The sequence below is a fragment of the Paenibacillus sp. FJAT-26967 genome, assembly GCF_001541095.1.
GTDB lineage: Bacteria > Bacillota > Bacilli > Paenibacillales > NBRC-103111 > Paenibacillus_F.
Genome location: NZ_LMXH01000002.1, coordinates 611100 through 636298 on the forward strand (window position 1 = coordinate 611100; position 25199 = coordinate 636298).

Annotated in this window: 22 protein-coding genes; 19 read left to right on the forward strand and 3 right to left on the reverse strand. The window is 49.5% G+C overall.

Annotated elements, in window-relative coordinates; all coding sequences use genetic code 11:
• Positions 1 to 60 precede the first annotated feature (60 nt).
• The 9 genes from AR333_RS12685 to AR333_RS12725 all read left to right on the forward strand — a co-directional run bounded on the left by AR333_RS12685 (position 61) and on the right by AR333_RS12725 (position 9951).
• Positions 61 to 2196 carry a catalase gene (locus AR333_RS12685; RefSeq protein ID WP_068775715.1) on the forward strand — a complete coding sequence of 712 codons (2136 nt, stop codon included), beginning with the start codon at positions 61 to 63 and terminating at the stop codon, positions 2194 to 2196.
• Between the two features lie 212 nt (positions 2197 to 2408).
• Positions 2409 to 3152 (forward strand): MBL fold metallo-hydrolase, encoded by a 744-nt coding sequence (locus tag AR333_RS12690; RefSeq protein ID WP_068775716.1) that lies wholly within the window; start codon positions 2409 to 2411, stop codon positions 3150 to 3152.
• Positions 3142 to 3711 carry a TetR/AcrR family transcriptional regulator gene (locus tag AR333_RS12695; protein WP_068775717.1) on the forward strand — a complete coding sequence of 190 codons (570 nt, stop codon included), beginning with the start codon at positions 3142 to 3144 and terminating at the stop codon, positions 3709 to 3711. Before AR333_RS12690 ends, AR333_RS12695 begins: the two co-directional genes overlap by 11 nt.
• 71 nt (positions 3712 to 3782) lie before the next feature.
• Positions 3783 to 4334: a DUF1697 domain-containing protein gene (locus AR333_RS12700; RefSeq protein WP_068775718.1), complete on the forward strand. Its 552-nt coding sequence runs from the start codon at positions 3783 to 3785 to the stop codon at positions 4332 to 4334.
• A gap of 63 nt (positions 4335 to 4397) precedes the next feature.
• Positions 4398 to 5660, forward strand: coding sequence for a chromate efflux transporter (chrA, locus tag AR333_RS12705; protein WP_084783633.1), 1263 nt, complete (start codon positions 4398 to 4400; stop codon positions 5658 to 5660).
• Positions 5661 to 5731: 71 nt separating this feature from the next.
• On the forward strand, positions 5732 to 6631 hold the full coding sequence (locus AR333_RS12710) for a DUF2268 domain-containing protein (protein ID WP_084783635.1): 900 nt from the start codon (positions 5732 to 5734) through the stop codon (positions 6629 to 6631).
• 412 nt (positions 6632 to 7043) lie between these two features.
• On the forward strand, positions 7044 to 8060 hold the full coding sequence (locus AR333_RS12715) for an aliphatic sulfonate ABC transporter substrate-binding protein (protein WP_068775720.1): 1017 nt from the start codon (positions 7044 to 7046) through the stop codon (positions 8058 to 8060).
• A 19-nt stretch (positions 8061 to 8079) separates the two neighbouring features.
• Entirely contained in the window at positions 8080 to 8952 is an 873-nt protein-coding gene (locus AR333_RS12720; RefSeq protein WP_068775721.1) for an ABC transporter permease, read from the forward strand.
• 75 nt (positions 8953 to 9027) lie between these two features.
• Positions 9028 to 9951: a TauD/TfdA family dioxygenase gene (locus AR333_RS12725; RefSeq protein ID WP_068775722.1), complete on the forward strand. Its 924-nt coding sequence runs from the start codon at positions 9028 to 9030 to the stop codon at positions 9949 to 9951.
• A gap of 104 nt (positions 9952 to 10055) precedes the next feature.
• On the opposite strand, the gene AR333_RS12730 is transcribed toward AR333_RS12725, so the two are convergent.
• Positions 10056 to 10481: a hypothetical protein gene (locus AR333_RS12730; RefSeq protein ID WP_068775723.1), complete on the reverse strand. Its 426-nt coding sequence runs from the start codon at positions 10479 to 10481 to the stop codon at positions 10056 to 10058.
• A 418-nt stretch (positions 10482 to 10899) separates the two neighbouring features.
• Here AR333_RS12730 and AR333_RS12735 point away from each other — a divergent pair, with 418 nt between their 5' ends.
• The 9 genes from AR333_RS12735 (at position 10900) to AR333_RS12775 (ending at position 21761) form a co-directional block, all read left to right on the forward strand.
• Positions 10900 to 13173 (forward strand): helix-turn-helix domain-containing protein, encoded by a 2274-nt coding sequence (locus AR333_RS12735; protein WP_068775724.1) that lies wholly within the window; start codon positions 10900 to 10902, stop codon positions 13171 to 13173.
• A 187-nt stretch (positions 13174 to 13360) separates the two neighbouring features.
• Complete coding sequence (locus tag AR333_RS12740; RefSeq protein ID WP_068775725.1) at positions 13361 to 14281, forward strand: sugar ABC transporter permease; 921 nt, start codon at positions 13361 to 13363, stop codon at positions 14279 to 14281.
• A 16-nt stretch (positions 14282 to 14297) separates the two neighbouring features.
• A complete protein-coding gene (locus AR333_RS12745) occupies positions 14298 to 15158 on the forward strand; it encodes a carbohydrate ABC transporter permease (protein ID WP_068775726.1) in 861 nt (286 codons plus the stop codon).
• Between the two features lie 69 nt (positions 15159 to 15227).
• Positions 15228 to 16781, forward strand: coding sequence for an extracellular solute-binding protein (locus AR333_RS12750; RefSeq protein ID WP_068775727.1), 1554 nt, complete (start codon positions 15228 to 15230; stop codon positions 16779 to 16781).
• Between the two features lie 21 nt (positions 16782 to 16802).
• A complete protein-coding gene (locus AR333_RS12755; protein WP_156430897.1) occupies positions 16803 to 17864 on the forward strand; it encodes an amidohydrolase family protein in 1062 nt (353 codons plus the stop codon).
• Between the two features lie 15 nt (positions 17865 to 17879).
• Positions 17880 to 18236 (forward strand): Rieske (2Fe-2S) protein, encoded by a 357-nt coding sequence (locus AR333_RS12760; RefSeq protein WP_068775729.1) that lies wholly within the window; start codon positions 17880 to 17882, stop codon positions 18234 to 18236.
• 189 nt (positions 18237 to 18425) lie between these two features.
• Entirely contained in the window at positions 18426 to 20339 is a 1914-nt protein-coding gene (locus tag AR333_RS12765) for an ATP-dependent DNA helicase (protein WP_156430898.1), read from the forward strand.
• Positions 20340 to 20448: 109 nt separating this feature from the next.
• Positions 20449 to 20892, forward strand: a complete 444-nt coding sequence (locus tag AR333_RS12770) for a DUF6376 family protein (protein ID WP_068775731.1) — start codon at positions 20449 to 20451, stop codon at positions 20890 to 20892.
• A gap of 329 nt (positions 20893 to 21221) precedes the next feature.
• Positions 21222 to 21761, forward strand: a complete 540-nt coding sequence (locus tag AR333_RS12775) for a DUF4362 domain-containing protein (protein ID WP_068775732.1) — start codon at positions 21222 to 21224, stop codon at positions 21759 to 21761.
• A 55-nt stretch (positions 21762 to 21816) separates the two neighbouring features.
• Here the strand turns inward: AR333_RS12775 and AR333_RS12780 are convergent, their stop codons facing one another.
• On the reverse strand, positions 21817 to 22581 hold the full coding sequence (locus AR333_RS12780; RefSeq protein ID WP_068775733.1) for a GNAT family N-acetyltransferase: 765 nt from the start codon (positions 22579 to 22581) through the stop codon (positions 21817 to 21819).
• Between the two features lie 88 nt (positions 22582 to 22669).
• On the reverse strand, positions 22670 to 23452 hold the full coding sequence (locus AR333_RS12785) for an AraC family transcriptional regulator (protein ID WP_068775734.1): 783 nt from the start codon (positions 23450 to 23452) through the stop codon (positions 22670 to 22672).
• Between the two features lie 126 nt (positions 23453 to 23578).
• On the opposite strand from AR333_RS12785, the gene pyk reads away from it, so the two are divergent.
• Positions 23579 to 24994 carry a pyruvate kinase gene (gene pyk, locus AR333_RS12790; protein ID WP_068775735.1) on the forward strand — a complete coding sequence of 472 codons (1416 nt, stop codon included), beginning with the start codon at positions 23579 to 23581 and terminating at the stop codon, positions 24992 to 24994.
• Positions 24995 to 25199 lie beyond the last annotated feature (205 nt).

A 25199-nucleotide genomic window follows, 5' to 3' on the forward strand; every position in this document is an offset into this window, starting at 1 on the left:
ATTTCCTCATAAACAGAAAGCTCTACATAATTAGCGAACATAATGAAGGAGGCCATAAGAATGAATAAAGACGATCAACGCGAGCCTGTAAATGAGCAAAGCAAGGATAAGCAGCTAGAGCAGTTCCGAGTGGATGACACCGGGCAGAAAATGACGACAAATCATGGTTTGCGAGTAAGCGAAGACGAGCATTCTTTGAAAGCGGGAGTTCGCGGGCCTACCTTGATGGAAGATTTTCAGTTCCGTGAGAAAATGACTCATTTTGACCATGAGCGTATTCCAGAGCGGATTGTCCATGCACGCGGTTTTGGTGCACATGGTTATTTCCAGGTCTATGAACCGATGTCGGAGTTTACAAAGGCGAAATTCCTTCAAGACCCTTCGGTTAAGACGCCTGTTTTTGTCCGTTTCTCGACAGTGGCAGGATCAAGGGGCAGTGCCGATACCGTACGTGATGTACGCGGTTTTGCCACCAAGTTCTATACGGAAGAGGGGAACTACGATCTTGTCGGCAACAACATGCCGGTGTTCTTTATACAAGATGCGATGAAGTTCCCGGATTTCATCCACGCCGTGAAGCCGGAACCGCATAATGAAATTCCGCAGGCCGCCTCGGCGCACGATACATTCTGGGATTTCGTCATAAGCAACACAGAAACGGCACATATGGTGATGTGGGCAATGTCGGACCGTTCGCTTCCGCGGAGCTTCCGCATGATGGAAGGTTTCGGTGTCAATACCTTCCGTTTTGTCAATGACCGCGGTGAAGCTCATTTCGTCAAGTTCCACTGGAAGCCTCTGCTTGGCATGCATTCCCTGGTATGGGACGAGACCCAGAAAATCGCAGGAAAAGACCCGGATTTTAACCGCCGCGATCTGTGGGATGCGATTGAATCAGGCAACTATCCGGAGTATGAGTTTGGCGTCCAGCTGATTAAGGAAGAGGACGAATTTAATTTCGATTTCGATATTCTCGATCCTACGAAACTTTGGCCGGAAGAATTGGTTCCCGTCAAAATTATCGGCAAAATGACTTTGACTCAGAACACGGACAACTTCTTCGCCGAAACGGAGCAGATCGCTTTTCATCCGGGACATGTCGTACCGGGCATTGATTTCTCTAACGATCCGCTGCTGCAGGGAAGATTGTTCTCTTATACCGATACGCAGCTGTCCCGTCTAGGCGGCCCGAATTTCCATGAGATCCCGATTAATCGTTCGATTGCACCGGTGCATAACAATCAGCGGGACGGTATGCATCGTATGGCGATTAACCGCGGACCTGTCAGCTACCACAAGAACTCTCTTGCGGGAAATGCCCCTGAACCGGCTTCCGAGCAAGAAGGCGGCTACGTACATTATGCGGAGAAAGTGGAAGGCCGCAAAATTCAGGCGCGCAGCGACAGCTTCAAGGATCACTTCAGCCAAGCGACCTTGTTCTGGAACAGCATGTCTCCGGTGGAGAAGCAGCATATTATCAACGCGTTCCGTTTCGAACTGGGCAAAGTGAAAACCAAAGAAATCCGTGAGAAGGCTGTTGAAATGTTCAGCCAAGTAGACCCGGAATTGGGCGCGCAGATTGCGGCTGGCATAGGTGTGAAGGCTCCCCAGTTTACCGGTCAACCGGCGGGTGAGAGCGGGAACAAAGCGACGTCTCCTGCACTCAGTATGATGAACACCATTAAGTCTGCCAAAACCCGTAAAGTCGCTGTACTGGCAGGTACAGGCGTAAACGGAGCTGAACTGAATTCAGTCCTGACGGCTTTGAAAGCAGCAGGCGTGACCCCGGAAATTGTCAGCACGCAGCTTGGTCCAATCTCAACAGAGGGCGGCGCTATGTTTGAGGCGGTTCATACGCTTCTCACCAGCGATTCTCTGCTGTTCGATGCCGTATACGTGGCAGGAGGAGCGCAAAGTGTAGATGAGCTCAAAACCGACCCGAAAGCGGCCAATTTTATCCGTGAAGCGTATCAGCATTATAAAACGATTGCCGTCGTCGGTGAAGGGTCTGAGCTGCTTATTGCAGCAGGTGTAGCAGCACCTGAAAGTGCAGCTGCCGTTGCAAGCGGGACCCCGACTGCCGGAGTGCCCGGGATTATTACGGCTTCGGACCCAAGCGATATGAATGCTTTCAACGAAGCATTTATAGCGGCCATTGCCGAACACCGCCACTGGGCAAGACCGATGCATATCTAAATAAGGTTAAATAGCAGGCACCATTTACCCCCGATCAGGGGTAAATGGTGTTTTTTTGTTGGAATGGGAGAGGGAATATTTAAACGGTGTAATACTTATCGGCAGACTGACTATAGACCCTGAACACGAATGGAAATAAGAGATTGACAAAAACTAATGGCATTAGTTATATTGAAACTAATGATATTAGTTTTTGTGAAGGAGAATGATTTATGAGAACGATTCGGGAAGATAAGCTGCTTCAACTCACTTTTATGCCGCGATTATTTCCAGTAAATTGTTACCTGGTGGAGGAGGAGAACGGCCTGACACTGATCGATGCGGGAATGCCTTACAGTGCGGCAGGTATTTTGAAGGCTGCTAGCCGTTTAGGGAAGGAAATAACCTCCATCATCATTTCTCATGCACATGATGATCATGTAGGGGCACTGGACGCGCTCAAGAACAAGCTGCCGGACGTCCCGGTCTATATACCGCAGCGGGAGGCCCGCATTCTTACGGGTGACCGTTCACTACAGCCCGGAGAGCCGGACCTGCCGCTTCGAGGCGGTATTCCGCGAGGGATCGTCACCCGGCCTGACGTCCTGCTGAAGGAAGGCGACCGGATCGGGTCGCTTCTAGCGATTTCAACTCCCGGACACTCACCGGGATTGATGAGTTTCTTCGATACCCGTACCCGGGCACTCCTGGCATCGGATGCAATGCAAACCCGCGGAGGAATTGCCGTGTCCGGTCAGATGCGGGTCTGGTTTCCTTTCCCGGCGATGTCGACATGGAACAAACAAGCGGCCTTGGAGAGTGTAAAGAAACTGCGGGAGTATTCGCCCTCCCTGCTTGCAGTAGGACACGGCCGAATGCTGCATAGCCCGGCTGCAGCCATCGAGCAAGCGATTACGGCAGCAGAGCGTAATCTGGAAGCTGCCGCTGGGAAAGAGGGCCGCGCCGATGTCTCCTAGAATAGGACTTCATGAAGAGTTGCTGCTGCAGACAGCGGCGGAGCTAGCGGATGAGCACGGTTTCGAGGCGGTGACCCTCGCTATGCTGGCGCAAAAGCTGGGTATCCGTCCGCCATCTCTTTATAATCATGTGGACGGTTTGAGCGGACTCCGGTACAAACTCGCACTGCACGGCCTCAGTCTGCTGTATGATTGTATGTCCGAAGGAGTTGCAGGTCTGAAGGGCGATGCCGCGCTATACTCTCTTGGCCGGGCTTATGTGGAATTTGCCCGCCGACACCCGGGATTGTATGAGGCGACGCTTCGGGCGCCTCGTCAAGAGGACACGCATGCGGCCCGCAAAGCGGGGGAAATTGTAGGACTGGTCGTGGGCGTGCTTGGGGCTTACGGACTCAAAGGGGACGATGCGCTGCACGCGACCCGCGGTCTGCACAGTCTCATCCACGGATTTGCATCGCTGGAACAGCACGGGGGATTCGGGCTGCCGCTGGACATTAATGAAAGTTTGCAATTGCTGCTCGCGGCCTTTATTGCCGGAATCCATCGTTATCATCGCTAAAATTTAACAAAATCCGTTATAATGAGAGCGGAACGCGATTTTACAAATTCAAATAAATGGTGGAGATTATAATGGTCATTTACATTGCTTTACTAAGAGGCATCAATGTAGGGCGGCATAACAGAATGAGCATGACCGCTCTCAAGGGCGTATTGGAGGAATCGGGCCTGCGCAGCGTCCAAACGTACATTCAAAGCGGCAACATAGTCTTCGAAGCTGACGAAACGGAGGACAAGGCAGCACTGCAGCTTCGTATGGAAGAATCGATTCATGCGGCATTCGGCTTCTCTATTCCGGTTGTGTTAAGAACAGCAGAAGAATTTGACCGGATTATCCGCTCCTGCCCGTATCCGGTGGACATGTTGCCGGAAGTGGAAGGCGTACATATTTCATATCTGGTCGAAGCCCCCAAGCAGGAGAAAATCCAGGCTCTCCGGGATTGTAAGAACGGGGAAGATGAGTTCCATGTCTCAAGACATGAGGTCTACCTGCTGATCCGCAAGGGACTTAGAGACTCCAAGCTTGCTGTTAATCTTCAAAAATTGGGTGTCGCCGGGACGCTGCGGAACTGGAATACGATAACCAAGCTGGACCAGATGGCTAAAGCTTTGATTTCTCGATAAAAAAGGAGAATTGCAGAACGGACCTATAAGTAGAATTGTGTATTTAGAGGAGTTGTTCTATAAATGAAGGATAACACAGGAATTCATTCAATTGCACCGCAGCCTGAAAAGCAGTCCGAGCAGTCAACAGTGCCAGGAGCGGAGGCCGGGGGGACGCGTGAGCGCTGGCAACGAATAAGAGAGATTGCCGCGGTCTCAACCCGGCTCGGGCTGACATCCTTTGGAGGCCCGGTTGCGCATCTCGGTTATTTTCATGAGGAGTATGTGCGCCGCAGGAAATGGCTTGATTCGGACACTTATACCGATCTGGTGGCGCTGTGCCAGTTTCTTCCCGGTCCTGCTTCCAGCCAGGTCGGCATTGGTATTGGCATCTACCGCGCAGGACTGCTCGGCGGCCTGGCCGCATGGCTCTGCTTTACCTTGCCGTCTGCGCTCGCGCTTGTGTTGTTCGCTTACTTCCTGGAGGGAAGCGGCCTGGCTGGGGCCGGGTGGGTCCATGGCCTTAAAGTCACTGCGGTTGCCGTTGTGGCGCACGCGGTACTTGGCATGGGGCAGAAGCTGGCCTCAGACCGGATACTAGCGGCAGCCGCCGTTGCCGCGATGGCTGCCGCGCTGCTGTGGCCGGCAGCGCTTACGCAGATTATGATCATTGCGGTGTCCGGCGGAGCCGGTTATTTCCTGTACCGCAAGGATCAGGCGGAGCAGCGGACAACGAGCCCGATGCTTGTCGGCAGGCGAGCTGCCGTCGCCAGCCTCATTGCATTCGGTGTCCTGCTGGCGGGTCTGCCTCTGCTCCGTTTTGCAACCGGAGCGGATTGGATCGCCGCTGCCGATACGTTCTACCGTGCCGGAGCCCTGGTATTCGGAGGCGGTCACGTTGTGCTTCCCCTGCTCGAAAGCGAGTTTGCGGCCAGCGGCTGGATCAGCCACGAGAATTTCCTGGCCGGTTATGGTGCCGCGCAAGCCGTGCCGGGCCCGCTGTTCACCTTCGCTTCGTACCTGGGAGCGATGTGGAATGGGGCAGGCGGCGCGCTGCTCGCTACGATCGCTATCTTCCTGCCGGCTTTTCTGCTTGTAGCAGGTGTGCTCCCATTCTGGAGTTCTCTACGGACGAACCCGAACATGTACGGAGCACTCCAAGTTGTTCATGCAGCCGTTGTAGGCATATTGCTTGCGGCTTTATATGATCCGCTGTGGACTTCGGCTATCGTGGGAACAAGTGAATTTATAGTAGCCGTCTGCTTGTTTGTCATGCTTGCACACTGGAAGCTTCCGCCCTGGCTTGTTGTTGCAGCGGGAATTTTAAGCGGTGCTGCTTTTTTTTAATACTTACTGTTTTTCGAAAAAAAGGTTGACCCTCACGTTACGTGATCCCTTATCCTGGGGTTGAAGGGGGAATGAACGTGAAACTTATCGTGGAGAACACACTGGAGCAGTATGAAAAGCTGTTTACTATGCCTGAGCGGCAGAGAACCGATTATTTCCGTTATACGATGATGAAGCCTTTTGAGCCCATGTGGAATTTGATGAACATTCCTTTGAAGGCTAAGCAGCCGGGTGGCTATGATGTGTTAATGGCATGTCAAATGCTTGGTTTCCTGGACGTGGATAAGACAGCAGACGGACTTCGATCCCTGCAAGAGCTGCAGAACCGGCACATTACGCAGGTGGTTTTAAAGACGCTCCATACGTGTGTTGAAGTCATGCACAAACATGACCTTCTTATCGCTGCAAAGGAGCTTAGATTCGGACTTTATTTGGCGGATGAGCAGAAGCTGGAGCTTCAGAAGGGCTACTGCGGATTCGGCGGCATACCCGGTTTTATTCAGGTCACTATTCATCCTAATGCCTATAATGTACCTAGAATACCGGCTGTAATCGCGCATGAATTTCACCATAACATCCGATTTTCTTACATGGACTGGGATTATGGAAATGTGACGGTCGGCGATTACCTGGTTATTGAAGGACTGGCCGAATCTTTTGCGAGAGAATTGTACGGAGATGATTTGTTAGGGCCGTGGGTAAGCTCGATGAGTGAAGCGGATGTAGGGCGGTCTATGGAATTGATTGGAAAGGCGTTGGATGTAAAAGGATTCGGCGAGGTCAGCAGTTATATGTTCGGTGACGAGATCGCCATATCGCAGGGATACCAGCCCGCAGGCTTGGCACCCTTCGCGGGTTATACGGTCGGTTACCGGACGGTTCAATCCTTCATGAAGGAACAAGGATGCACCATTTATGATGCCACCCGGTGCTCTACAGAAGAAATTTTGAAAGGCTCTCGATTGTTTTGACGCTCGAACGGTTCTTCGGGCGGCTGAGAATAAGAATACTTCTGGAGAGCACGGGAGAATCCGACAGTTAGACTTATGTTCATCTTCTGTAGGATGCGGATGAACGCGGGCAGTTTCTGCCCTGCCCGTACCCTTCAGGAGGAGCCATGCCGGCAAGCTTAATCTATGTCCTGCCGCATACTTAGTAAAAAAAGTATTGACTTCCTTATTTTGGGCTGTTAGAATCATTCCAACAAGCACTGACTGACTAGTCAGTTATTTATTTAAATTTTATTCCGACTAATTTGATGCGTTTTAAAGGATATATAATCTTTATGACCGACCAGATAACTGGAGGCACCTTGCATGGCTCGCTTAGCGCGCTGTCGGGTGTCTTTTTTATAGCCAGATTAGTTGCAAAGGGGAACGAGCGATGAAGATATTCAGAGTATCAGTCATTACACTCATCCTGGCTGCCGGGATAGTCAATCTGACGGGCTGCGGCGCTCAGACTGCCGCTGATTCCGATTCCGGTCCAAGCGGGGAGAAAGCGAAATATATTGTGAATTTGGCTAATAACGGCAGTACGGGTCTGATTTTGCTCGCCAAGGAGAAAGGTTGGTTCGAGGAAGAATTCAGCAAAATCGGGGGCGAAGTGAAATGGTCCGAGTTCCCCAGCGGCCCTGCTCTTGTGGAATCACTGGCTGCCGGCCGCGTGGATTTCTCCTGGCTGGGAGACGGCGCAGCCATCTCCGCACAGGCGAATAACTTGCCGGTGACCACGCTGTCTCTGCTTTCCGAAGGCTTGAAGGGGCTGAACATTATCATTGTTCCTGCCACAAGCACCGCCGAAAGCCTAGCTGATCTGAAGGGGAAGAGGATCGCGATCGCGAAAGGGACCACTCTTCATGTCTTCTTCATCAAGGCGATCAAGCAAGCGGGTCTCAAGGAGTCCGATTTCCAGCTTATTCAGCTTCAATCGGATGAGGCGATTGCAGCGTTCGAATCGGGGGCGGTGGATGCCTGGGTAGGCCTGGACCCGTATACGAGCATTCAAATCGCGAAGAACGGGGCACGGGTACTAACCAGCGGTGAAGCGCTGAGGATTCAAGCCCCGGTTCTGACTATAGGGCGTACCGCATTTATCCATGAGCATCCGGAGGCGGCAGCCGCTTATCTCAGAGGGTTCCAGAAAGCGATTGACTATCAGAAGGAACACCGGGAAGAGGTAGTCGCCTTTATTGCCAACACTAAGAAGGCGGACAAGTCAACGATTGAGCTGGTTGTTCAAAATTCCGAATATACGAATTTGCCTATAACGAAAGAAATTTTGGCAATCCAGCAAGCTTCGGCTGACATTCTTCTGGAGTCCGGCTTTATCAAGAAGAAAATCGACGTGACGCAGAATACGGACAGCACAGCAATCGAAACATTGAAACCAACGAAATAACGAAATAAGGAGGGCATTTATGTCTGCATTAGGTCAGTTGAACCCGTCTTCGCCGGCAGCGAAAGCGAAAGGACTGGAAGAGGATATCCATAGACAAGCTGCGCTGCGTAAAGCCTCCTTTAAACGGGGAGAGAAATGGAAAATCGCCCTATGGGGACTCGTGCTGCCGCTTCTCGCACTGGTAATCTGGCAGACGCTAAGCGGACTTGAGCTCGTGTCTCAGACGCTGTTTCCTTCACCGCTGAGCATTGCTAAGGAGTTTGCGGCAATGGTGCAGTCCGGTGAGCTCCTGGGCCATCTGCAGGTAAGCGTGAAGCGTGCCGCATATGGATTTCTGCTCGGGGGCTCGCTGGGGCTTCTGGCCGGACTTCTGGTCGGGCTCAGGAATAAAGCCGAATATATGCTTGATCCTACTTTGCAGATGCTCCGAACCGTTCCTCATTTGGCCATTACGCCTCTGTTTATCTTGTGGTTCGGATTCGGAGAGATGTCCAAGATATTGCTAATATCGCTGGGAGCCTTCTTCCCGTTATATGTAAATACGTTTCTGGGTGTCCGTAACGTGGACTCTAAGCTGTTCGATGTATCCAAAGTGCTGGAATTCAGCCGTTTTCAGCAGATTACGAAGCTGGTGCTTCCTTCCGCACTGCCTAATGTCCTGCTCGGTCTCCGGTTATCTCTCGGCGTCTCCTGGCTGGGGCTGGTTGTTGCCGAGCTGATGGGCTCCAGCGAAGGCATAGGCTATATGATCCAGGATGCCAGGCAATTCTCCCGGACTACCGCCGTATTCGTAGGCATCATTATTTTTGCGGTTGTCGGTAAGCTGGCGGATTCGGTTGTCCGTCAATTGGAAGAGCGGCTGCTGAGATGGCGCGATAATTACAAAGGTTAACTCTCTTCAGCGCCGCTGCCGCTTTCATGCTTACTGTTAACGATACTGTTATCCAAATCAAAGGAGGAGAAGAACATGAGTGAACAAGAACAAGTGAAGGTCACCCCGGCTGCAGGCAGAATCGGTGCTATCATTGAAGGCATTACATTATCCGGTGATTTGGATGCCGGTACAGTGAGTTTTATCCGGGAGCAGCTGCTGAAGCACAAAGTTATTTTTTTCCGGGGACAAAATCATTTGGACAATGCGGGTCAGGAAGAGTTCGCGAAGCTGCTGGGGAGCCCCGTTGCCCATCCGACCGTTAAATCGAAGGAAGGTACGTCTTATGTGCTGGAGCTGGATTCGACTCATGGGGGCCGGGCAAACGTCTGGCACACGGATGTTACTTTCGTAGATGCTTACCCGGCTGCCTCGATTCTCAGAGGTATCGTGATTCCGGAAGCAGGCGGCGATACGGTATGGGCGAACACCGCAGCCGCTTATGAACTCCTTCCGCAAGAGCTGCGCGAGCTGGCCGACAAGCTATGGGTTCTGCACAGCAATGAATTTGATTATGCCGCCAGCAGCAGAGCAGTAAACACGCTCGGCAAAGAAGGAGCGAAGAAGTATCGGGAAAGCTTCACTTCAACGATTTACGAAACGGAGCATCCGCTTGTGCGCGTACATCCGGAGACTTGGGAGAGAACGCTTGTGCTGGGCGGTTTCGCCAAACGAATCATTGGCTTCTCGGTAGCGGATTCCGTTCGTTTAATTTCTCTGCTGCAGGAACACATTACAAGCCTGGAAAACACCGTCCGCTGGCGCTGGGCGGAAGGCGATGTGGCGGTCTGGGACAATCGCGCCACGCAGCATTACGCCGTGAACGACTATGGCGAACAGCACCGGGTTGTCCGCCGCGTGACGATTGCCGGCGAGGTTCCGGTGAGTATCGATGGCCGCAAGAGTGAAACGCGCGTCATTCCCGGTGAGGTGCCGGCTGCGGCTGTGAGTGCGAAATAGGTCTAGCAATGAGTGAGGCTTGTATACAGGCTATGCTTCTGACATGTGCACGAGTCGTATAAAACAAGGTCTGCCGGATTGTAACTTATCCGGCAGACCTTGTTTTACTGTGCTGATAACCAGAGGGAGAGACTTTCGTTCTTATCCAGACTCTCGAAGTGACTAATAGTCGGATTTAATCGATTACCGCCGAATATAATGTAAACGGGATAATCGATTTCAGAGCCGTGATTAGTTAAGGTCAAGGTTGCTTTTCCCGTCATCCATCCATCATCTGCTTCTATATGTACGTCCCTAAATCGGGTAAGATGTACTCCAGTTTGTTTCAGCGATTGAAAGTTGTGATCTGTTGTGGAGTTATTTTTACTCGGCTTAACGTATTGCGAAGCTTCCAGGTAGTTTTCTTGCACTATATCATTCAAATAGTTGTCAGCAATAGATTTTCCTCTGATTAAAGGAAAGACATTGAAAAATACACTATACAGAATAAATAGGAAAACACCAATTCCTACAAACAATGAACGCTTCATTCACTGCCCTCCAATGTAACAGTTGAACTTAAAGGAAGAATATTATTTCCGTTAAGAGTAAATTTACATCAGTCGTGAACTTTTTGTCAAATAAAGGTAATTAATTGCAGGTGAATTCTTAATAAGCATCTTTAACTTTAACAGATCTCTTTCGTAATCAGGTCGATCACCACTCGAAATAATATTTTACTTAAAATAAAGATATTGAAGTATTATTTCATCAGAAATATAATACAAATAACAGTTGTAGTGAAAACGCTTTCTGGAGGAGTATTTCCTTCCTGAATCCATACGCCGAACTCAAATGTAACAGGAGGGGTTAGATTGCGCCGTTCCTTTCTTTATCATCCTCCTCGAACTGGTCTTCTAACCCGTAATTGTCCTGTGTGTAACAGTCTAATAAAAGGTGGTGGCCAACATGTTTCCTTTCCCCAAAATGACCTCAATCCGCGCTAGTTTATTCTGGCGGCATTATGCCAGCTATTTTGTCCTCATCCTGATTCCGGTCATTGTTGCCTGCACCCTTGCTCATTTTCTTGTTGTCCGGCTGATTGAAGACGATGCCCGTAAGTTAAATAGCGTCATTATGGACCGTTTTACCGAGCAGACGGATACGGAATTGGGCGCTCTCAAAACCAATATGATCAACATGCTCAGCACCTCAAATATCCGCAGTTTATTGAAAGAAGCCGGAGATTCCTCGCCGGACAATTATCAGCGTACCGAGCTGATTCATGCTCTGCGGGAGCAGTTGATCAAACTTCAATCGGATGAACTCGTATCGAAAGCCTATTTATATTTTGTCCATTATGATCTGGTGATCGATGCGGATACGCATACAGACAAAGCCTACTATTTTAATTCCCGCTACCCATTGAATGAGGAGGAGAAGACTGCCTTTATTTCCCGTCTGACTCATAAACAAATGATGAATTTCACGGAACCGCAGGGAGCCAGCATTCCCTCTCTGATGAGTTATCCGTTCAATACAAATACACCAGACGTATACCTGGTGGTCAATGTCCAGCAGGATAAACTGCATAATCTCATCGATGTTCAGCAGAACTGGGTGGCGGGTACGGCGATTGTCGGCAATCAGGGGCAGGTTCTCAGCCAGGCGGGATTGACCATGAATGAAATGAACGTGCTTCCGCAGCAGATTATATCCGGCTCCAAGGACTCCGAATTCTGGGTCAGAGGGGAGAAGGCGCTCTCTCTCGTTCCTTCGAAGTTCGATGATTCCTGGTCGTACCTCAATATTATTGACCTGCAGACTCTAATGAAGCCGGCGGAAATTACGCGTATGATCAGCTGGGGCTTCCTGATCTTCTTCTTAATTCTAGGAAGCGTCGTTTCGTATTATTTAAGCCGGCGTATTTATAAACCGATCATGGAGATCAAGGAAGGGCTTGGATCGCACCGGGTTGCAGGAGGACATTTACACAGCGGCGGCAATGATTTTGACGTCATCAAACGCTACTCCCGGCTGATTATGTCAGAGAATGAGCAATTATCGCAGCTTGTAAACGGGATGATGCCGATTGTGCACGAGCATTTTATTACGAAGATTCTGAAAGGGCAGTACCGGGATGCTCTGTCGATCGCGACCTATGCGCAGGAGATTGAATTTACATACAGTCCCAAAGCGTCCCGTACGGTACTGTGCATCAGCTTTCATTATGAGACGGAATTCGAACTGCTCTCCGAATCGTCCAAATCATTCCTTATGGCGGAGCTCAAAGAACGTATTCATCAGCTTGTGCCGTCTACCTTGTGGCTGTGCCAGACCAAACCGGATCAGCTTGCTTGTATTGTCCACCAGGATCCTTTTCTTCACATGAGTCCGGACGAAGATGCCAACATCATCAAGCTGGCGCTGCAGCTGTACGGCAAATATTTTAAAGCAACGATCGGGATCGGGAAAACCGTTCATGCCATTGAAGAGTTGCATATGTCCTACGAACATGCTGCAACAGTCCTGCAGCTCAGAAGGCTTCATTCCGATGTGGAAATTTGCAGCGGGGATAGCATGCCGGACTCCGCGCATTGCGACAGCTTTTTGTCGGTTCAAGAGGTGAACCGCATCCTAAACCAGTATAAGACGAAGGAATACGCCAAGATTCTGCAATCCGCGGTTCATACTCTGGAAGAAGGCATCCGGATGAACGCTACCGCTGTACAGGTGAAATCCTTGTGCTCGGATATTCTGAACACGTGGATTCGAGCGGTAGAAACCGAACGCAAAGATTTTAATGTCCCTTTCTATGCAAGCCTGTTCCAGAAGCTGAACCGGTGCATGACCGCAGAGGAAATGAAAAGCTGTTTTCAGAATATTCATGGGCTCTTATTCCCGGTGAGTGAGAACGAGGACAAGAAAAATAAATTCGCGGATATTCTGACCTATATTCACGAGCATTATGATGAAGAATTATCCATTGAACATTTCGCAAGTACCCTGAATATGTCGATTGGTCATTTCAGCCGGACATTTAAAGAGGAGGTCGGTGAGAAGTATGTGGAATATATTGCCCGGTACCGGCTCAAGAAGGCCAAAGAAATGCTTCTGGAAACCGATATGAAAATCGATGATATTGCCGAGAAAGTCGGGTATTGGGGACGGAATTCATTTATCCGCATGTTTCGTAAATACGAAGGAATTACGCCTGCTAAATTCCGTACGATTCATCAGTAACCCCAATTTTCCGGCGTCTCTTTATTTTCCTGGTAGAGCCGGATTTTCCCGTAACGGCGCGGGTTGCAAAAAAAGAAACAGCCCACAAATATGACCGCTTTACGCCCTGGCAGCGGGTGCATATAGTTAGACCTACGGTGGTCAAACTTTTATGAAAACGCTACCAAAAAAGACAGGGGTGGAGGCTGTGTCCAAAAGTTCTCATCTATGGTTCATGCTCAAGAAACATAAAGCCTTGTATCTGCTGATGCTTCCCGGAATTCTATACTACATCATCTTTAAATACGTGCCGATGTACGGGATCATCATTGCCTTTCAGGATTTTTCGGTAGGCAGAGGAATTATGGACAGCAAGTTTGTCGGCTTGAAGCACTTCATCGAATTCTTCTATGTAACACCGGATTCCTGGAAGCTGATCCGTAACACCGTTATGCTCAACGTGTATGATCTTATTTTCCACTTTCCGGCACCGATTGTTCTGGCGATTCTCTTTCACGAGATCCGCAACAAGTTTTTCAAAGGATTGGTACAGAGCATCAGCTACATGCCGCATTTCTTATCCACGGTCGTAATTGCCGGTATTCTCGTTACCTTCTTATCGCCGACAACCGGGGTTGTGAACCATTTTCTGGTGAAAATTTTCGGGATGGACCCCATTATGTTCCTTGGTATTCCGGAATGGTTCCGGACGATTTACGTCGGTTCGGAAATTTGGCAGAAAGTCGGCTGGGGCACGATTCTGTACCTGGCAGCGATTGCAGGGATCGATCCCACATTATACGAGGCTGCCAAAATGGACGGGGCTAACCGGTTTCAGCAGATGCGCCATATTACACTCATCGGTATGCTGCCGGTCATGATCATCTTGTTCGTTCTGAATCTGGGCCACTTTATGGAAACAGGTTTCCAGAAAATTTTGCTCCTCTACAATTCCATGAACTATGAAACCTCGGATGTCATCAATACGTTCGTGTACCGGCGCGGAATCCTGGATGCCGATTTCAGCTTTGCCACCGCGGTAGGGTTGTTCCAATCGGTGATCGGACTGGTTCTGGTCGTTACCGCTAACCGCATCGTCCGCAAGTATTCCGAGACTAGTCTGTGGTAGGAGGGGAGGAAGCTCGATGAAAATCAAAGAAAGCCTGGGCTCCAGAATGTTTGATATCTGCAACAATATCTTTATGGTGCTGCTTATCCTGGTCATGGTCTATCCGATGGTGTACGTATTCTCGGCCTCTATCTCTAACAATGCGCTCGTAGCAAGCGGAGAAGTACTGCTCTGGCCCAAGGAAATAACACTGATCGCCTACAATAATCTGATCTACAATCCCGATTTGTGGATGAGCTACTGGAATACAATCCGCTACACGTTCGTGCATGTGGTTCTTACCCTTATTGTAACAGCCGCCATGGCTTATCCTTTATCCAAAAAGTGGCTTCCCGGACGCCGTTTTATCCTGCTCATGGCCGCATTTACCCTGTTGTTCAGCGGGGGGATGATTCCAACCTTCCTCGTGGTTCAGAAACTGGGGATGCTGGATACGATTTGGGCCATTGTTCTGCCGACGCTGATCAGTACCTGGTATTTGTTCATCATGAGAACGTTCTTTGAAGCGCTGCCCGAAGAATTGGAAGATGCGGCTACGATTGACGGGTGCGGATCGTTCCAGGTTCTGCTGCGGATCGTGCTGCCGCTGTCGATGCCTGTCCTGGTAACGATAGGCCTCTTCACAGCGGTGAACCAGTGGAATGCGTTCTTCGATGCGCTGATCTATCTGAATGACCGCGATTTGTATCCGCTGCAAATTATGCTTCGCAATATTCTCATTGCAGGAACCAACGTGCAGGGAGAAGGCGATCTGAGCCATCTGGAGACGCTGAAATACGCGATGATTATCATTGCGACGCTGCCGATCCTGTGTGTGTATCCGTTTATCCAGAAGTATTTTATCCAGGGTACGATGATTGGCGGAATCAAAGGGTAGTTACAGATTAGAAGAATCTGTTGCTATAGACAGACGCGTGTGGTTCTCAATCAAAAGGGAGGTAGGAACATGAAAAAGAGACAATTAAGTGTGATCCTGACTGCGTGTATGTTAACGGGGGTGCTGGCAGGCTGTTCCGATAAGGAAGCCGGCGCCGGCGAAGGAGGAGGGACGGATTCCAAGAAACCGGTTACGTTCTCCTGGCTGGCTTATGACAGAGTAGAGGGCAAAATACGTACGGATTGGGAAATTTTCAAAGAAATCGAAGCCAAGACGGGTGTGAAGGTGAATTTTCAGATCGTAAGTCAGGAGGGCCTGACGGAGAAAAAGCAGATTATGATCGCGACCAACTCTACGACGGATTTCATCCAGGTCAGCACCCAAGAAGGGCGGGAACATGGACCGGACAAGATTTTTCTCAATCTGAACGATTATCTGGATAAAGCGCCTAATCTGAAAAGCTTCTTCGACAAATATCCGGAAGCCAAAGCGGTAGCCACCGGTGCCGACGGCGGAATTTATACGGTTCCGGTAATCGAAGGCGATGCGGAAGGCAAAGGCTTTAACTTCATCTGGTATACACGCAAAGACCTTCTGGACAAATATGCTCTCAAGGCGCCGACTACGATGGATGAGTTCTACCAGTTCCTGAAAGCGTTTAAGGAAAAGGAGCCGAACTCCTATCCGCTGATTCCTAATGCAATCGTGGGAGATACGGGACTGTATACCGTGTTCGGTAGAGCCTTTACCGGCATTCACGGCTTCTATAACATCGACCCGGCTACCGATAAATATGCTTTCGCCCCTTATCACAAAGGCTACAAAGATTCCTTGACGTTCTTGAATAAACTATATACCGAGAAACTGCTAGATCCCGAATATTCGCTGCTCACTCAAGCTCAGTGGGAAGAGCGTATCTTGACAGGCAAATCGCTTGTGACTTATTTCTGGAAAGCGGATCTGGAATCCTTGACTGAAAAAGCCCGTAAAGCGGGAAAGGCAGACTACGAACTCGATGCGATTCCCCAAATTGCCGCAGACGGCGTAAAAAATTATCAATTCTCCCGTCCGGTAATCGGTGCGGTCGGTCGGGCTATTTCAGCCAAGGTGAAAGACAAAGACAGAGCGGTCCAGTTCTTGGATTATCTGGTGAGCGAAGAAGGCTCTAATTACCTTTCCCTGGGAATTGAGGGCAAGACTTATACGAAGGAAAACGGTCAACCGATGTTTATGAAGGAGTTCGGCGCTTCTCCTTTCAATACGCTGCGTAAAGACTGGGGCGTCTGGTATGACCTCATTACGCTCGATAATGCCAAATCGCGTGAAGTATGGGAACGCGGGTTAAGCGATAAGAGCAAAGATATTAACAAAAGATACGAGCCATTCATTATTCCGGCTCCCAAGCAAATCGTCAAGACCCAGGAAGAGCTTGAACTGGAGAAATCAAAGCTGAATAACCTTAACAAATTCCTGGAGCAGAAACTGACGGAGTTCGTAACCGGCAAGACGCCGATTAATGATACGACTTATCAGCAGTTTATCGATCAGGCCAAGAAGCTCGGTTCGGATGACCTGCTGAACATGTATAACACCGCCTATACCCGTACCTACGGCAAAAAATAATCCATCTATGGAACGGAGGGAATCCCGTTGACTGAAAGCTTCAAGGTCATTGATGCGGACGTTCACAACGAACAGGACGATGCTGCCCTGGTGCCTTACCTGCCTGAGCCTTGGCGCTCCCGGGTAGCCAGATCCGGTATCGGAATGGCTGGCTCCGGCTACTATTCACCTGTCGGGGTCATGAAGAAAGACGCCATACCGCCCGGAGGCGGGAAAGCAGGCTCGGACCCCGATCTGATGGTGAAGCAGCTCGTAGAGCGGTACGACCTGGAGTATGCCGTCCTGACAGGTGTCATCTACAATATCTCGGCGACACACGACCCGGATTTTGCAGCCGCGATCTGCTCAGCTTACAATGATTTTCTGATCGCCGAGTGGCTGGGCAAACACCGTGCCTTCAAAGGCGCGATGGCCGTCTCTACACTCGACCCTGTGCTGGCGGCACGGGAGATTGACCGCGTCGGCGGGCATCCGGATATCGTAGAGGTGATTATCTCCAGTGCAGCCAGATCGCCGCTCGGGCACCGCTACTATCATCCGATCTACGAGGCAGCGGAGCGTAATGGTCTGCCCGTAGCTATCCACCCGGGCGCCGAGGGTGCGGGCAGCTCGACTGCCCCGACTTCGGTCGGATACCCGGCGAGGTATATCGAATGGCATACGAACCTGTCGCAGACGTTCATGGCTCATCTGGTGAGCATCGTAACCGAAGGCGTGTTCGTGAAGTACCCCGGACTGAGGCTGGTATTGGTCGAGGGAGGGATTGCCTGGCTCCCGCCTCTGATGTGGCGGCTGGATAAGAACTATAAGGCGCTGCGCTCGACCGTGCCCTGGCTGACCAAGATGCCGAGCGAATATATCCGCGACCACTGCTTTCTGACGACGCAGCCTATCGAGGAGCCGGATAATCCGCAGCATCTCATCGACCTGTTCAACATGTTCGACGCGGAGAACATTATTCTGTATTCCAGCGATTATCCGCACTGGGATTTCGATGCGCCCGACATGATCCTGCGCAAACTCAAACCGGAAGCAAGGCGCAAGATTTTTTATGAAAATGCCAAAAAACTATACAACTTATAACAACGGAGGATCCTCATGGCGGTTCACATTGTGCTGGATGCGGCTGATGTTCCGGAAGGCGGACACGTAGTCGTTGAGCTGGAAGGGCGGGAAATCGGCATATACCGGATCGGCGGACACTATTATGCGCTGAACAATTATTGTCCGCATCAGGGTGCGCCCATGTGTGCGGGGTATGTGTCGGGGACCACGATGCCCTCGGATGTATACGAATACGAATATGCGAAAAAAGGTGAAATCGTCCGCTGCCCTTGGCACGGCTGGGAATTCGACATCAAGACGGGCAAATCTTTATTCAGTGACAAGGTAAGAGTAAAATCGTATGAGGTCCAGGTGATGGACGGGAAGATCGGGATTGTAATGGGCAAGTAAACGAAAGTCAGGCTTATGCCGGCCTAACCGAATAAGCGACAAGATGGTTCCTGAATTAGGCGGAACCATCTTTTTTAATATCTGGGACTAGAATCCTTCAAACTTCCATAAAGAAAGGCGAGATCTTTCGCAAACTTTTGCGGTATAATGAAGGAATGTGTTTATGAACGATTTGGAGGCCGCGCACAATTGACAACTTATCCATTTAATTTCGACCCTTCCCGCCCTTTTGTCGAGCAAGCCAGCGACTGGATTACCGATGTTTTTTATGAACATTTACCCGAAGCGGGATTTGAAGTAAGAGATGAACAAATTTTTATGGCCTTTCAGCTGGAACGTGCCTACAAAGAGAAGAAAACGATATTTGCCGAGGCTGGTGTCGGTACGGGCAAAACGCTCGTTTATTTACTGTACGCACTCACCTATGCCAGATATACACGAAAGCCGGCTATCATCGCCTGTGCGGATGAGTCTTTGATTGAACAGCTTGTCAAGCCGGAAGGCGATATCGCCAAATTAGCCCGGCACCTGAACTTTACGATCGACGCAAGACTCGGTAAATCTCCCGATCAATATATTTGCCTGAACAAACTGGATGAAGCGCGTATCGGTGAGGAGGAAGCCGCAGGCTACCGGGATATCTACGAAAGTCTGCCGGAATTCGTCCATTTCACGAACACTCTGCAGTCATTCCATCCGTACGGGAACCGCAAAGAGTATCCGGATCTAACGGACGAGCAGTGGAACCGGATGGGCTGGGATGTGTTCCAGGATTGCCTGGTGTGCAGCCAGAGACACCGCTGCGGACAGACGCTGTCACGGGAGCATTACCGGAAATCAGCCGACCTCATTATCTGCTCGCATGATTTCTATATGGAGCATGTCTGGACCTATGAGGCCCGCAAACGTGAAGGCCAGCTTCCTTTGCTGCCGGATCACAGTTCCGTCGTCTTCGATGAAGGGCACTTGCTGGAGACAGCCGCCCAGAACGCATTGACGTATAAACTGAAGCATACGCTTTTTGAGAACATCGTAACGCGTCTCTTGCAGGGTGAAATCCGTGAATCATTGGCGGTTGCGATTGAAGAAGCCATTGATCAAAGCGACAATCTGTTTGCGCTTCTCGACAAGTGCAGCCACCCGGTAGAGGCATCGGACCGTAAAGATTTCGTGCTGAGTGAGGAACTGATGCGCGAAGTGAACCGGTTCCGCGATGTGATTGATACGATAGAGGAAGAACTTGTCTTCGAGAGCGGCTTATCGACCTTGGACGATTATCAGCTGAAAATCGTGGAAGAGCATCTGGAAATGATCCAGATCGCCCTGGAGCTGTTTAAGCGTCCGGATCATTTGATCTCCTGGGTTACCGAGGACGTGGACGGACTTACCTTGGTTATTATGCCTAAGCGAGTGAAGGAAGTTCTGAAAGAGCGGGTTTTCTCGCAAAAAATGCCGGTGGTCTTCTCTTCCGCAACTTTATCTGTCGGAGGTACTTTTGATTTTATCGCGCAAAATCTCGGAGTGGACCAATATTTGTCCTTCTCGGTACCGTCTCCGTATGATTACAAGGAACAGATGCAGGCGAGCTTGATCCCGGACCCGCTAGCTGCGGAGGATAAGTTAAAGCGGGCGATGGAGCTGCTTAAGCAAACCGGGGGCAGAGCCCTGATTCTGTTCCCGTCTCGTGAGGAATTGTCCCGCTTCAGGAAGCAGATTGAGAGCAGCGGGCAATCCGCCGCATACCGTTTCCTGTATGAAGGTTCCGCCGAAATCAGCCACCTGATATCCGCTTTCCAGAACGATGAACAAAGCGTGCTCTGCGCCGTGACCTTGTGGGAGGGACTCGATATTCCCGGCCCGTCACTGTCCCATGTGATCATCTGGGAACTGCCGTTCCCGCCGAATGATCCCTTATTCGCTGCCAAACGGAAGGATGCCGAGCATCCATTTGAAGAGGTGGATATGCCCTACATGCTGCTGCGTCTCAAGCAAGGGATCGGCCGCTTGATCCGCTCGCGTGAGGACAAGGGCTCCATCTCTATATTCGGCACTAAGCTCAGCCAGGATGCCGTGAAGGAGCAGGTGCAGGCATTCCTGCCTTAGGATGGCTTGAATAACTTGTATTTTTCCTCCAAATGAAACCAAACTTCATGAAATCAGTATAGTAAAAGGTATTCATGATAAGAAGGTAAATCATTAGGGAGGTTCAAAAATGAAAATCAGGTTTTTTCTGACTGCCGCCGCCATTTTTCTACTTCCGGGATGTTCCCTGGTGGACAATCTTGATCAATCTCTGAACTATACGCAAGAAACGTCAGCTTATATCCAGGATGCGGTCCAATTTGCCCAGACCCTTCCGGCCGCAGCGGAACAAGCGGTAACGAACCCGGAGACGGAAGAAGCGATCAAGAAAGATCTTCAAGAAATGAAAGACAATATCGCGAATTTTAACGGAATGGAAGCACCCGGATTTGCCAAAGATATTCATCAGCAGCTGGTCGGATATAATGAGACCTTGATGACGAACATTAACGGTACACTTGAGAACTTGAACAATCCTTCGTTTGATCTGAAGTCACTTACGGATTCTCCTATGATTCAGCAGATTAACGAGATGTCCAAACTGCTCGAGCCGCTTAAACAATTGGGTCAATAAAAAGCATCCGGATAGCTTGCCCGTTATAAGCCTCCGGTATCGCAGGGTATCGATATACGCCGAAAAGCCTGAGAAATCCAAGTTCTACTGGATCTTTCTCAGGCTTTTCTATATTAGCTTACAGAAAATTAATGGAAGATAAACGCTCATGACAGATTCGTCCGCAATCATTGTTTAAGGTTCATAACAGAACTAGTATAAAATGGTAGGATAAGTCTTTAATGAAATGGAGGGAGAAGGAATACGCTACTGAGATTCAAGTAATCCTTTTCGCACCATGATCTGTAACATCTTGACGATATACCCCGTCTGTAGTTAGAGGTGATACGATGAAGAAACTACTCTTTGCCGCATGGATGACTGCGGTCATGTTAAACGCCGCCGCTTGTTCGACTGAACCGGAGTCGAACGCCGAGCCTGTGGGTGTTCCTTCCGCCAGCCCTGCTGCCGAGCAGGATTTCCCGGACCATTTCCCGGACCCGCCTAAGAAATATCCATCCGAAACTGCTGTCCAGAATGGAGACGTTGTATACAACCGGTCCCGGTTAGCCAACCTGGACAAATGGGATCGTTTTCTAAATAATTTGAAGAATAAGAAAGAGGACCATATCCGGCTCGTTAGTTATACCATAGAGGGAGATGCGATTCTGGATGAGCTGAATTTTAACGGGACACGGATTAAGTATACACATGATTCGACAAGAGATAACTTTGGCAGCGGGATTAAAGAAACTACCTTTTGCAGGAGCATGGATATAAAGGCAAAAGAGTTAAAGGATGTTGGGTTGGTTTACGTGCTGAACAACTGCGAATCCGAGGAAATCGGTTCATCTTTTAGATTTTATGCTGCCTCAGACGATAAGAAATGACTCGCGATTGCAGACACTGGAATAGGGAAGAGAGGCGAAGAGCCCCTCTTCCCGGTTACGAGGTTGCTGTCTTATCATGGACAGTGTTCATAACTCGATACCAATACTTGTAAATCTCCGAGTAACCGATTTTTGAATAAAGTCTCAACGCGGGTTCATTATTTGAAACAACCGCTAAATAACTGTACGATGCTCCATTTTCTTTGCCCCATTTTAACAGATGTAGTATCATCTGTTCCGCAAATCCACGGTTTCTGAAATGAATATCTGTCACGATATCGTACAACCCTATGTATTCTCTTTCAATAACGCCAAGACCACACGCTACCACTTGTTCTTCGTAGTAAAGCGATACAAAACCTTTCTTGGTCTTGATACTCGAAAGCATGCGTTCCATAACGTTCTTATTCTCTACATTCACTGTATTGAGCCTGCAAAAATTGTCTAACCAATCGGAAGTCATGAGTTCATTTATGGTGACTGAAGTTAGTTTGGGCTCGTTCAGGTTATCTAACTTCAGACTCTGGACACTTGTGGTGTCAATCAATGAATAACCTCTTGTTTCTAATGTGTCGTCTAGATCTGCCGGGTGAACAAAGGGTGTAATTTTATAGGTAGTTGGTAAATGATTTGCCGAATACAACTTCTCACACTCTTCAATTTTACGATCCAAATTGTTAGTGGAATAATGAATCGGATTGATGGAGTTGGCCCGCTTGGTATATCCATCCGCGAAGCGCAGCACCCATCCATCGTATAGCAGGGTAGATAAGGATTGCCAGTGGTTTAAAGATAGTTCTTCAATTAATTTGTTATCCATAAGTTCCTCCACATCATTTTTGTATAATAATACGTTAATATGAATAAAAATACAATCGAGTGTTGGAGAAACTATGCGAACACGGTTGTTATTTCCTATGGTTTCGTTCTTTGGTATAAGCGGAAGGCGTTTTTCCCGTCATTTTTTTGAATACGCGCTGAAAATAAGATACATCCTGGTAGCCTAGAAATTCCGCAATTTCACTAACTGTGAGCAAAGAATCTATGAGCATATACACGGCTTTCTTTATCCGGACCGAATGGACGTAGTCGCTGATCGTTTGCCCGGTCACACGCCGGAAGAGCATAGCTGCATAATTCGGACTTGTGGAAATACAAGCCCCCAGCTCTTCTTTGGTCACTTTCTCCCGGTAATTCGTTTGAATATAAAGCTTCATCCGCTGAGCGTGCTTTTCAATCTGCGGCGTTACCGGGCCGTTGTCGTGCTCTCTATTTAACAAAGCTATCACTTCTGTCACAATAGCGCTGCTGCGGATGTCGGCATAAGCATCCTTTTCCAGCCATTCGGTGTATGCCCGGCGAACTCGTTCCAGTACAAATTCAAGCATGCCTGTCTTCATAGTGATCCAGGATGTCAGGTTTAAGAGCGGAAGAGCAAGCGGCTGATCCAGCCGTAAAGTAAGCACATATTTATCGTGAAGTATGGTTGGAATACTTTTGGCATAAAAGGCAAGGGACGATGGCAGGAGGAGCAGATCTCCTTTTTCCAGAATCACCTTGTCACCTTCGATCCAGTATATGCATTTACCGTAAGTAACCAGAATGAGCGCTACTTCCTGCTCGGCAACGGAGGTGTTGTCCACATACCAGTCTGTGCCGCGATCGTGCCGGATGTCTCGTATTGTCAGCATCGAATCCACTTCCTAAGAGAGTACTAGAGTACATAGAGTGTATTATAGTTTATTTTCTCCCGTTTCATAACGAATTACAATAGGAGCATCACAACCATTTTAATTGCCAAAGGATGGATACGTACAATGCGCAGAACAAAAATTGTTTGCACCATGGGACCTTCCAGCAGTTCTGTTGATGTTTTGAAAAGTATGATTGCAGCAGGCATGAATGTAGCGAGGCTTAACATGGCCCACGGGGAACTGGAACAGCACAGCGAGCAAATCAAACGGATCCGGCAGGCGGAGAAAGAGACAGGGAGTATCGTTCCCGTTCTGATGGATATCAAAGGGCCGGAGATTCGCATTGGCCTATTGAAAGAGGCATCCTGCGAATTAGCGGCCGGGGATACATTAACATTGACTAGTGACGAAATACAAGGCGATGCGGCAAGAATTTCAGTAAACTACAAAGACCTGCCCGAGGTGGTTAAGCCGGGGGACAAAATACTGATCGATGATGGTTTGATTGAATTATGTGTAACTAACGTAAACGGTACGGAAATCCACTGTCTGATTATTAACGGCGGTACACTTAAGCCGAGAAAAGGCGTCAATCTCCCGGGTATACGGACGACCCTGCCGGGAGTAACGGACCGGGATATCCGGCATATCGAATTCGGGATCGAAGAGAATATTGATATCATTGCAATGTCTTTCGTAAGAAAAGCGGAGGATGTGCTTACCGTGCGGCGGCTGTTGGAAGAGCGCGGCTGCGGGCACATCCAGATCATATCCAAAATCGAGAACCAGGAAGGCGTCGATGAACTGGAAGCCATCGTGGAAGCCTCGGACGGCATTATGGTTGCCCGTGGAGATCTTGGCGTGGAGATTCCGGTGGAGGACGTGCCGGTTATCCAGAAGTGGATGATCGAGACGTGCAGCAAAGCGGGCAAGCCTGTTATTGTGGCTACGCAGATGCTGGATTCGATGCAGCAGAATCCCCGGCCTACCCGCGCTGAAGTAAGCGACGTGGCGAATGCGGTGCTGGAGGGAGCGGACGCCGTGATGCTGTCCGGCGAAACAGCAGCCGGCAGATATCCGGTTGAGTCCGTGCTCATGATGGCAACGGTTGCGGTGAAAGCGGAATCGCTGTATCTCCAGAATGAGCAAAGGATCTCCGTCATGCCTCCTTCCGAGCAGACGATCACCGAAATCATCAGTAGCGCAGCAGTCGGAGCAGCGGCCGCGCTTCAGGCGAAAGCGATCCTGATTCCGACGGAGAGCGGTTTTACACCGCGGATGGTATCCAAGCACCGGCCCAAATCGCCGATCCTGGCGGTAACGCGGAGCGAGCAGGTACTGCGCCGGATGTGCCTGCTGTGGGGAGTCACTCCGCTCAAGGGCGAGACCGTGCAGTCTACCGATGATATGTTTGAGCAGGCGGTTAACAGCGGCCTGCAAAGCGGCTTTCTTGTACAGGGAGACTACACAGTTATTACAGCAGGAGTTCCGATCGGGGAGTCGGGTTCGACTAACTTGATCAAAATCAAGCAGGTATAAAGGGAGCAAACTAGTAGACGATACAGAATCGTCTCAGCAAAAGTTGCGCGACATGAAGCCGCCTTATTTTCCGGGCGGCTCTTTCTTTTGCCTTTTATGCTTCTTCTTTTTATGCTTCTTCTGTATCCGCCCATTCAAAATTATCATTTGCCGGTCGAATTCTCATAATTTCGCCTCACTTTCTTTTATGAGAGTTTTATCTTAA

Bases quoted from the DNA above. Each gene is read 5' to 3' on its own strand.
- AR333_RS12685 (WP_068775715.1), top strand. From the start codon at position 61: ATGAATAAAGACGATCAACGCGAGCCTGTAAATGAGCAAAGCAAGGAT.
- AR333_RS12690 (WP_068775716.1), top strand. From the start codon at position 2,409: ATGAGAACGATTCGGGAAGATAAGCTGCTTCAACTCACTTTTATGCCG.
- AR333_RS12695 (WP_068775717.1), top strand. From the start codon at position 3,142: ATGTCTCCTAGAATAGGACTTCATGAAGAGTTGCTGCTGCAGACAGCG.
- AR333_RS12700 (WP_068775718.1), top strand. From the start codon at position 3,783: ATGGTCATTTACATTGCTTTACTAAGAGGCATCAATGTAGGGCGGCAT.
- chrA (WP_084783633.1), top strand. From the start codon at position 4,398: ATGAAGGATAACACAGGAATTCATTCAATTGCACCGCAGCCTGAAAAG.
- AR333_RS12710 (WP_084783635.1), top strand. From the start codon at position 5,732: ATGAACGTGAAACTTATCGTGGAGAACACACTGGAGCAGTATGAAAAG.
- AR333_RS12715 (WP_068775720.1), top strand. From the start codon at position 7,044: ATGAAGATATTCAGAGTATCAGTCATTACACTCATCCTGGCTGCCGGG.
- AR333_RS12720 (WP_068775721.1), top strand. From the start codon at position 8,080: ATGTCTGCATTAGGTCAGTTGAACCCGTCTTCGCCGGCAGCGAAAGCG.
- AR333_RS12725 (WP_068775722.1), top strand. From the start codon at position 9,028: ATGAGTGAACAAGAACAAGTGAAGGTCACCCCGGCTGCAGGCAGAATC.
- AR333_RS12730 (WP_068775723.1), bottom strand. From the start codon at position 10,481: ATGAAGCGTTCATTGTTTGTAGGAATTGGTGTTTTCCTATTTATTCTG.
- AR333_RS12735 (WP_068775724.1), top strand. From the start codon at position 10,900: ATGTTTCCTTTCCCCAAAATGACCTCAATCCGCGCTAGTTTATTCTGG.
- AR333_RS12745 (WP_068775726.1), top strand. From the start codon at position 14,298: ATGAAAATCAAAGAAAGCCTGGGCTCCAGAATGTTTGATATCTGCAAC.
- AR333_RS12750 (WP_068775727.1), top strand. From the start codon at position 15,228: ATGAAAAAGAGACAATTAAGTGTGATCCTGACTGCGTGTATGTTAACG.
- AR333_RS12760 (WP_068775729.1), top strand. From the start codon at position 17,880: ATGGCGGTTCACATTGTGCTGGATGCGGCTGATGTTCCGGAAGGCGGA.
- AR333_RS12770 (WP_068775731.1), top strand. From the start codon at position 20,449: ATGAAAATCAGGTTTTTTCTGACTGCCGCCGCCATTTTTCTACTTCCG.
- AR333_RS12775 (WP_068775732.1), top strand. From the start codon at position 21,222: ATGAAGAAACTACTCTTTGCCGCATGGATGACTGCGGTCATGTTAAAC.
- AR333_RS12780 (WP_068775733.1), bottom strand. From the start codon at position 22,581: ATGGATAACAAATTAATTGAAGAACTATCTTTAAACCACTGGCAATCC.
- AR333_RS12785 (WP_068775734.1), bottom strand. From the start codon at position 23,452: ATGCTGACAATACGAGACATCCGGCACGATCGCGGCACAGACTGGTAT.
- pyk (WP_068775735.1), top strand. From the start codon at position 23,579: ATGCGCAGAACAAAAATTGTTTGCACCATGGGACCTTCCAGCAGTTCT.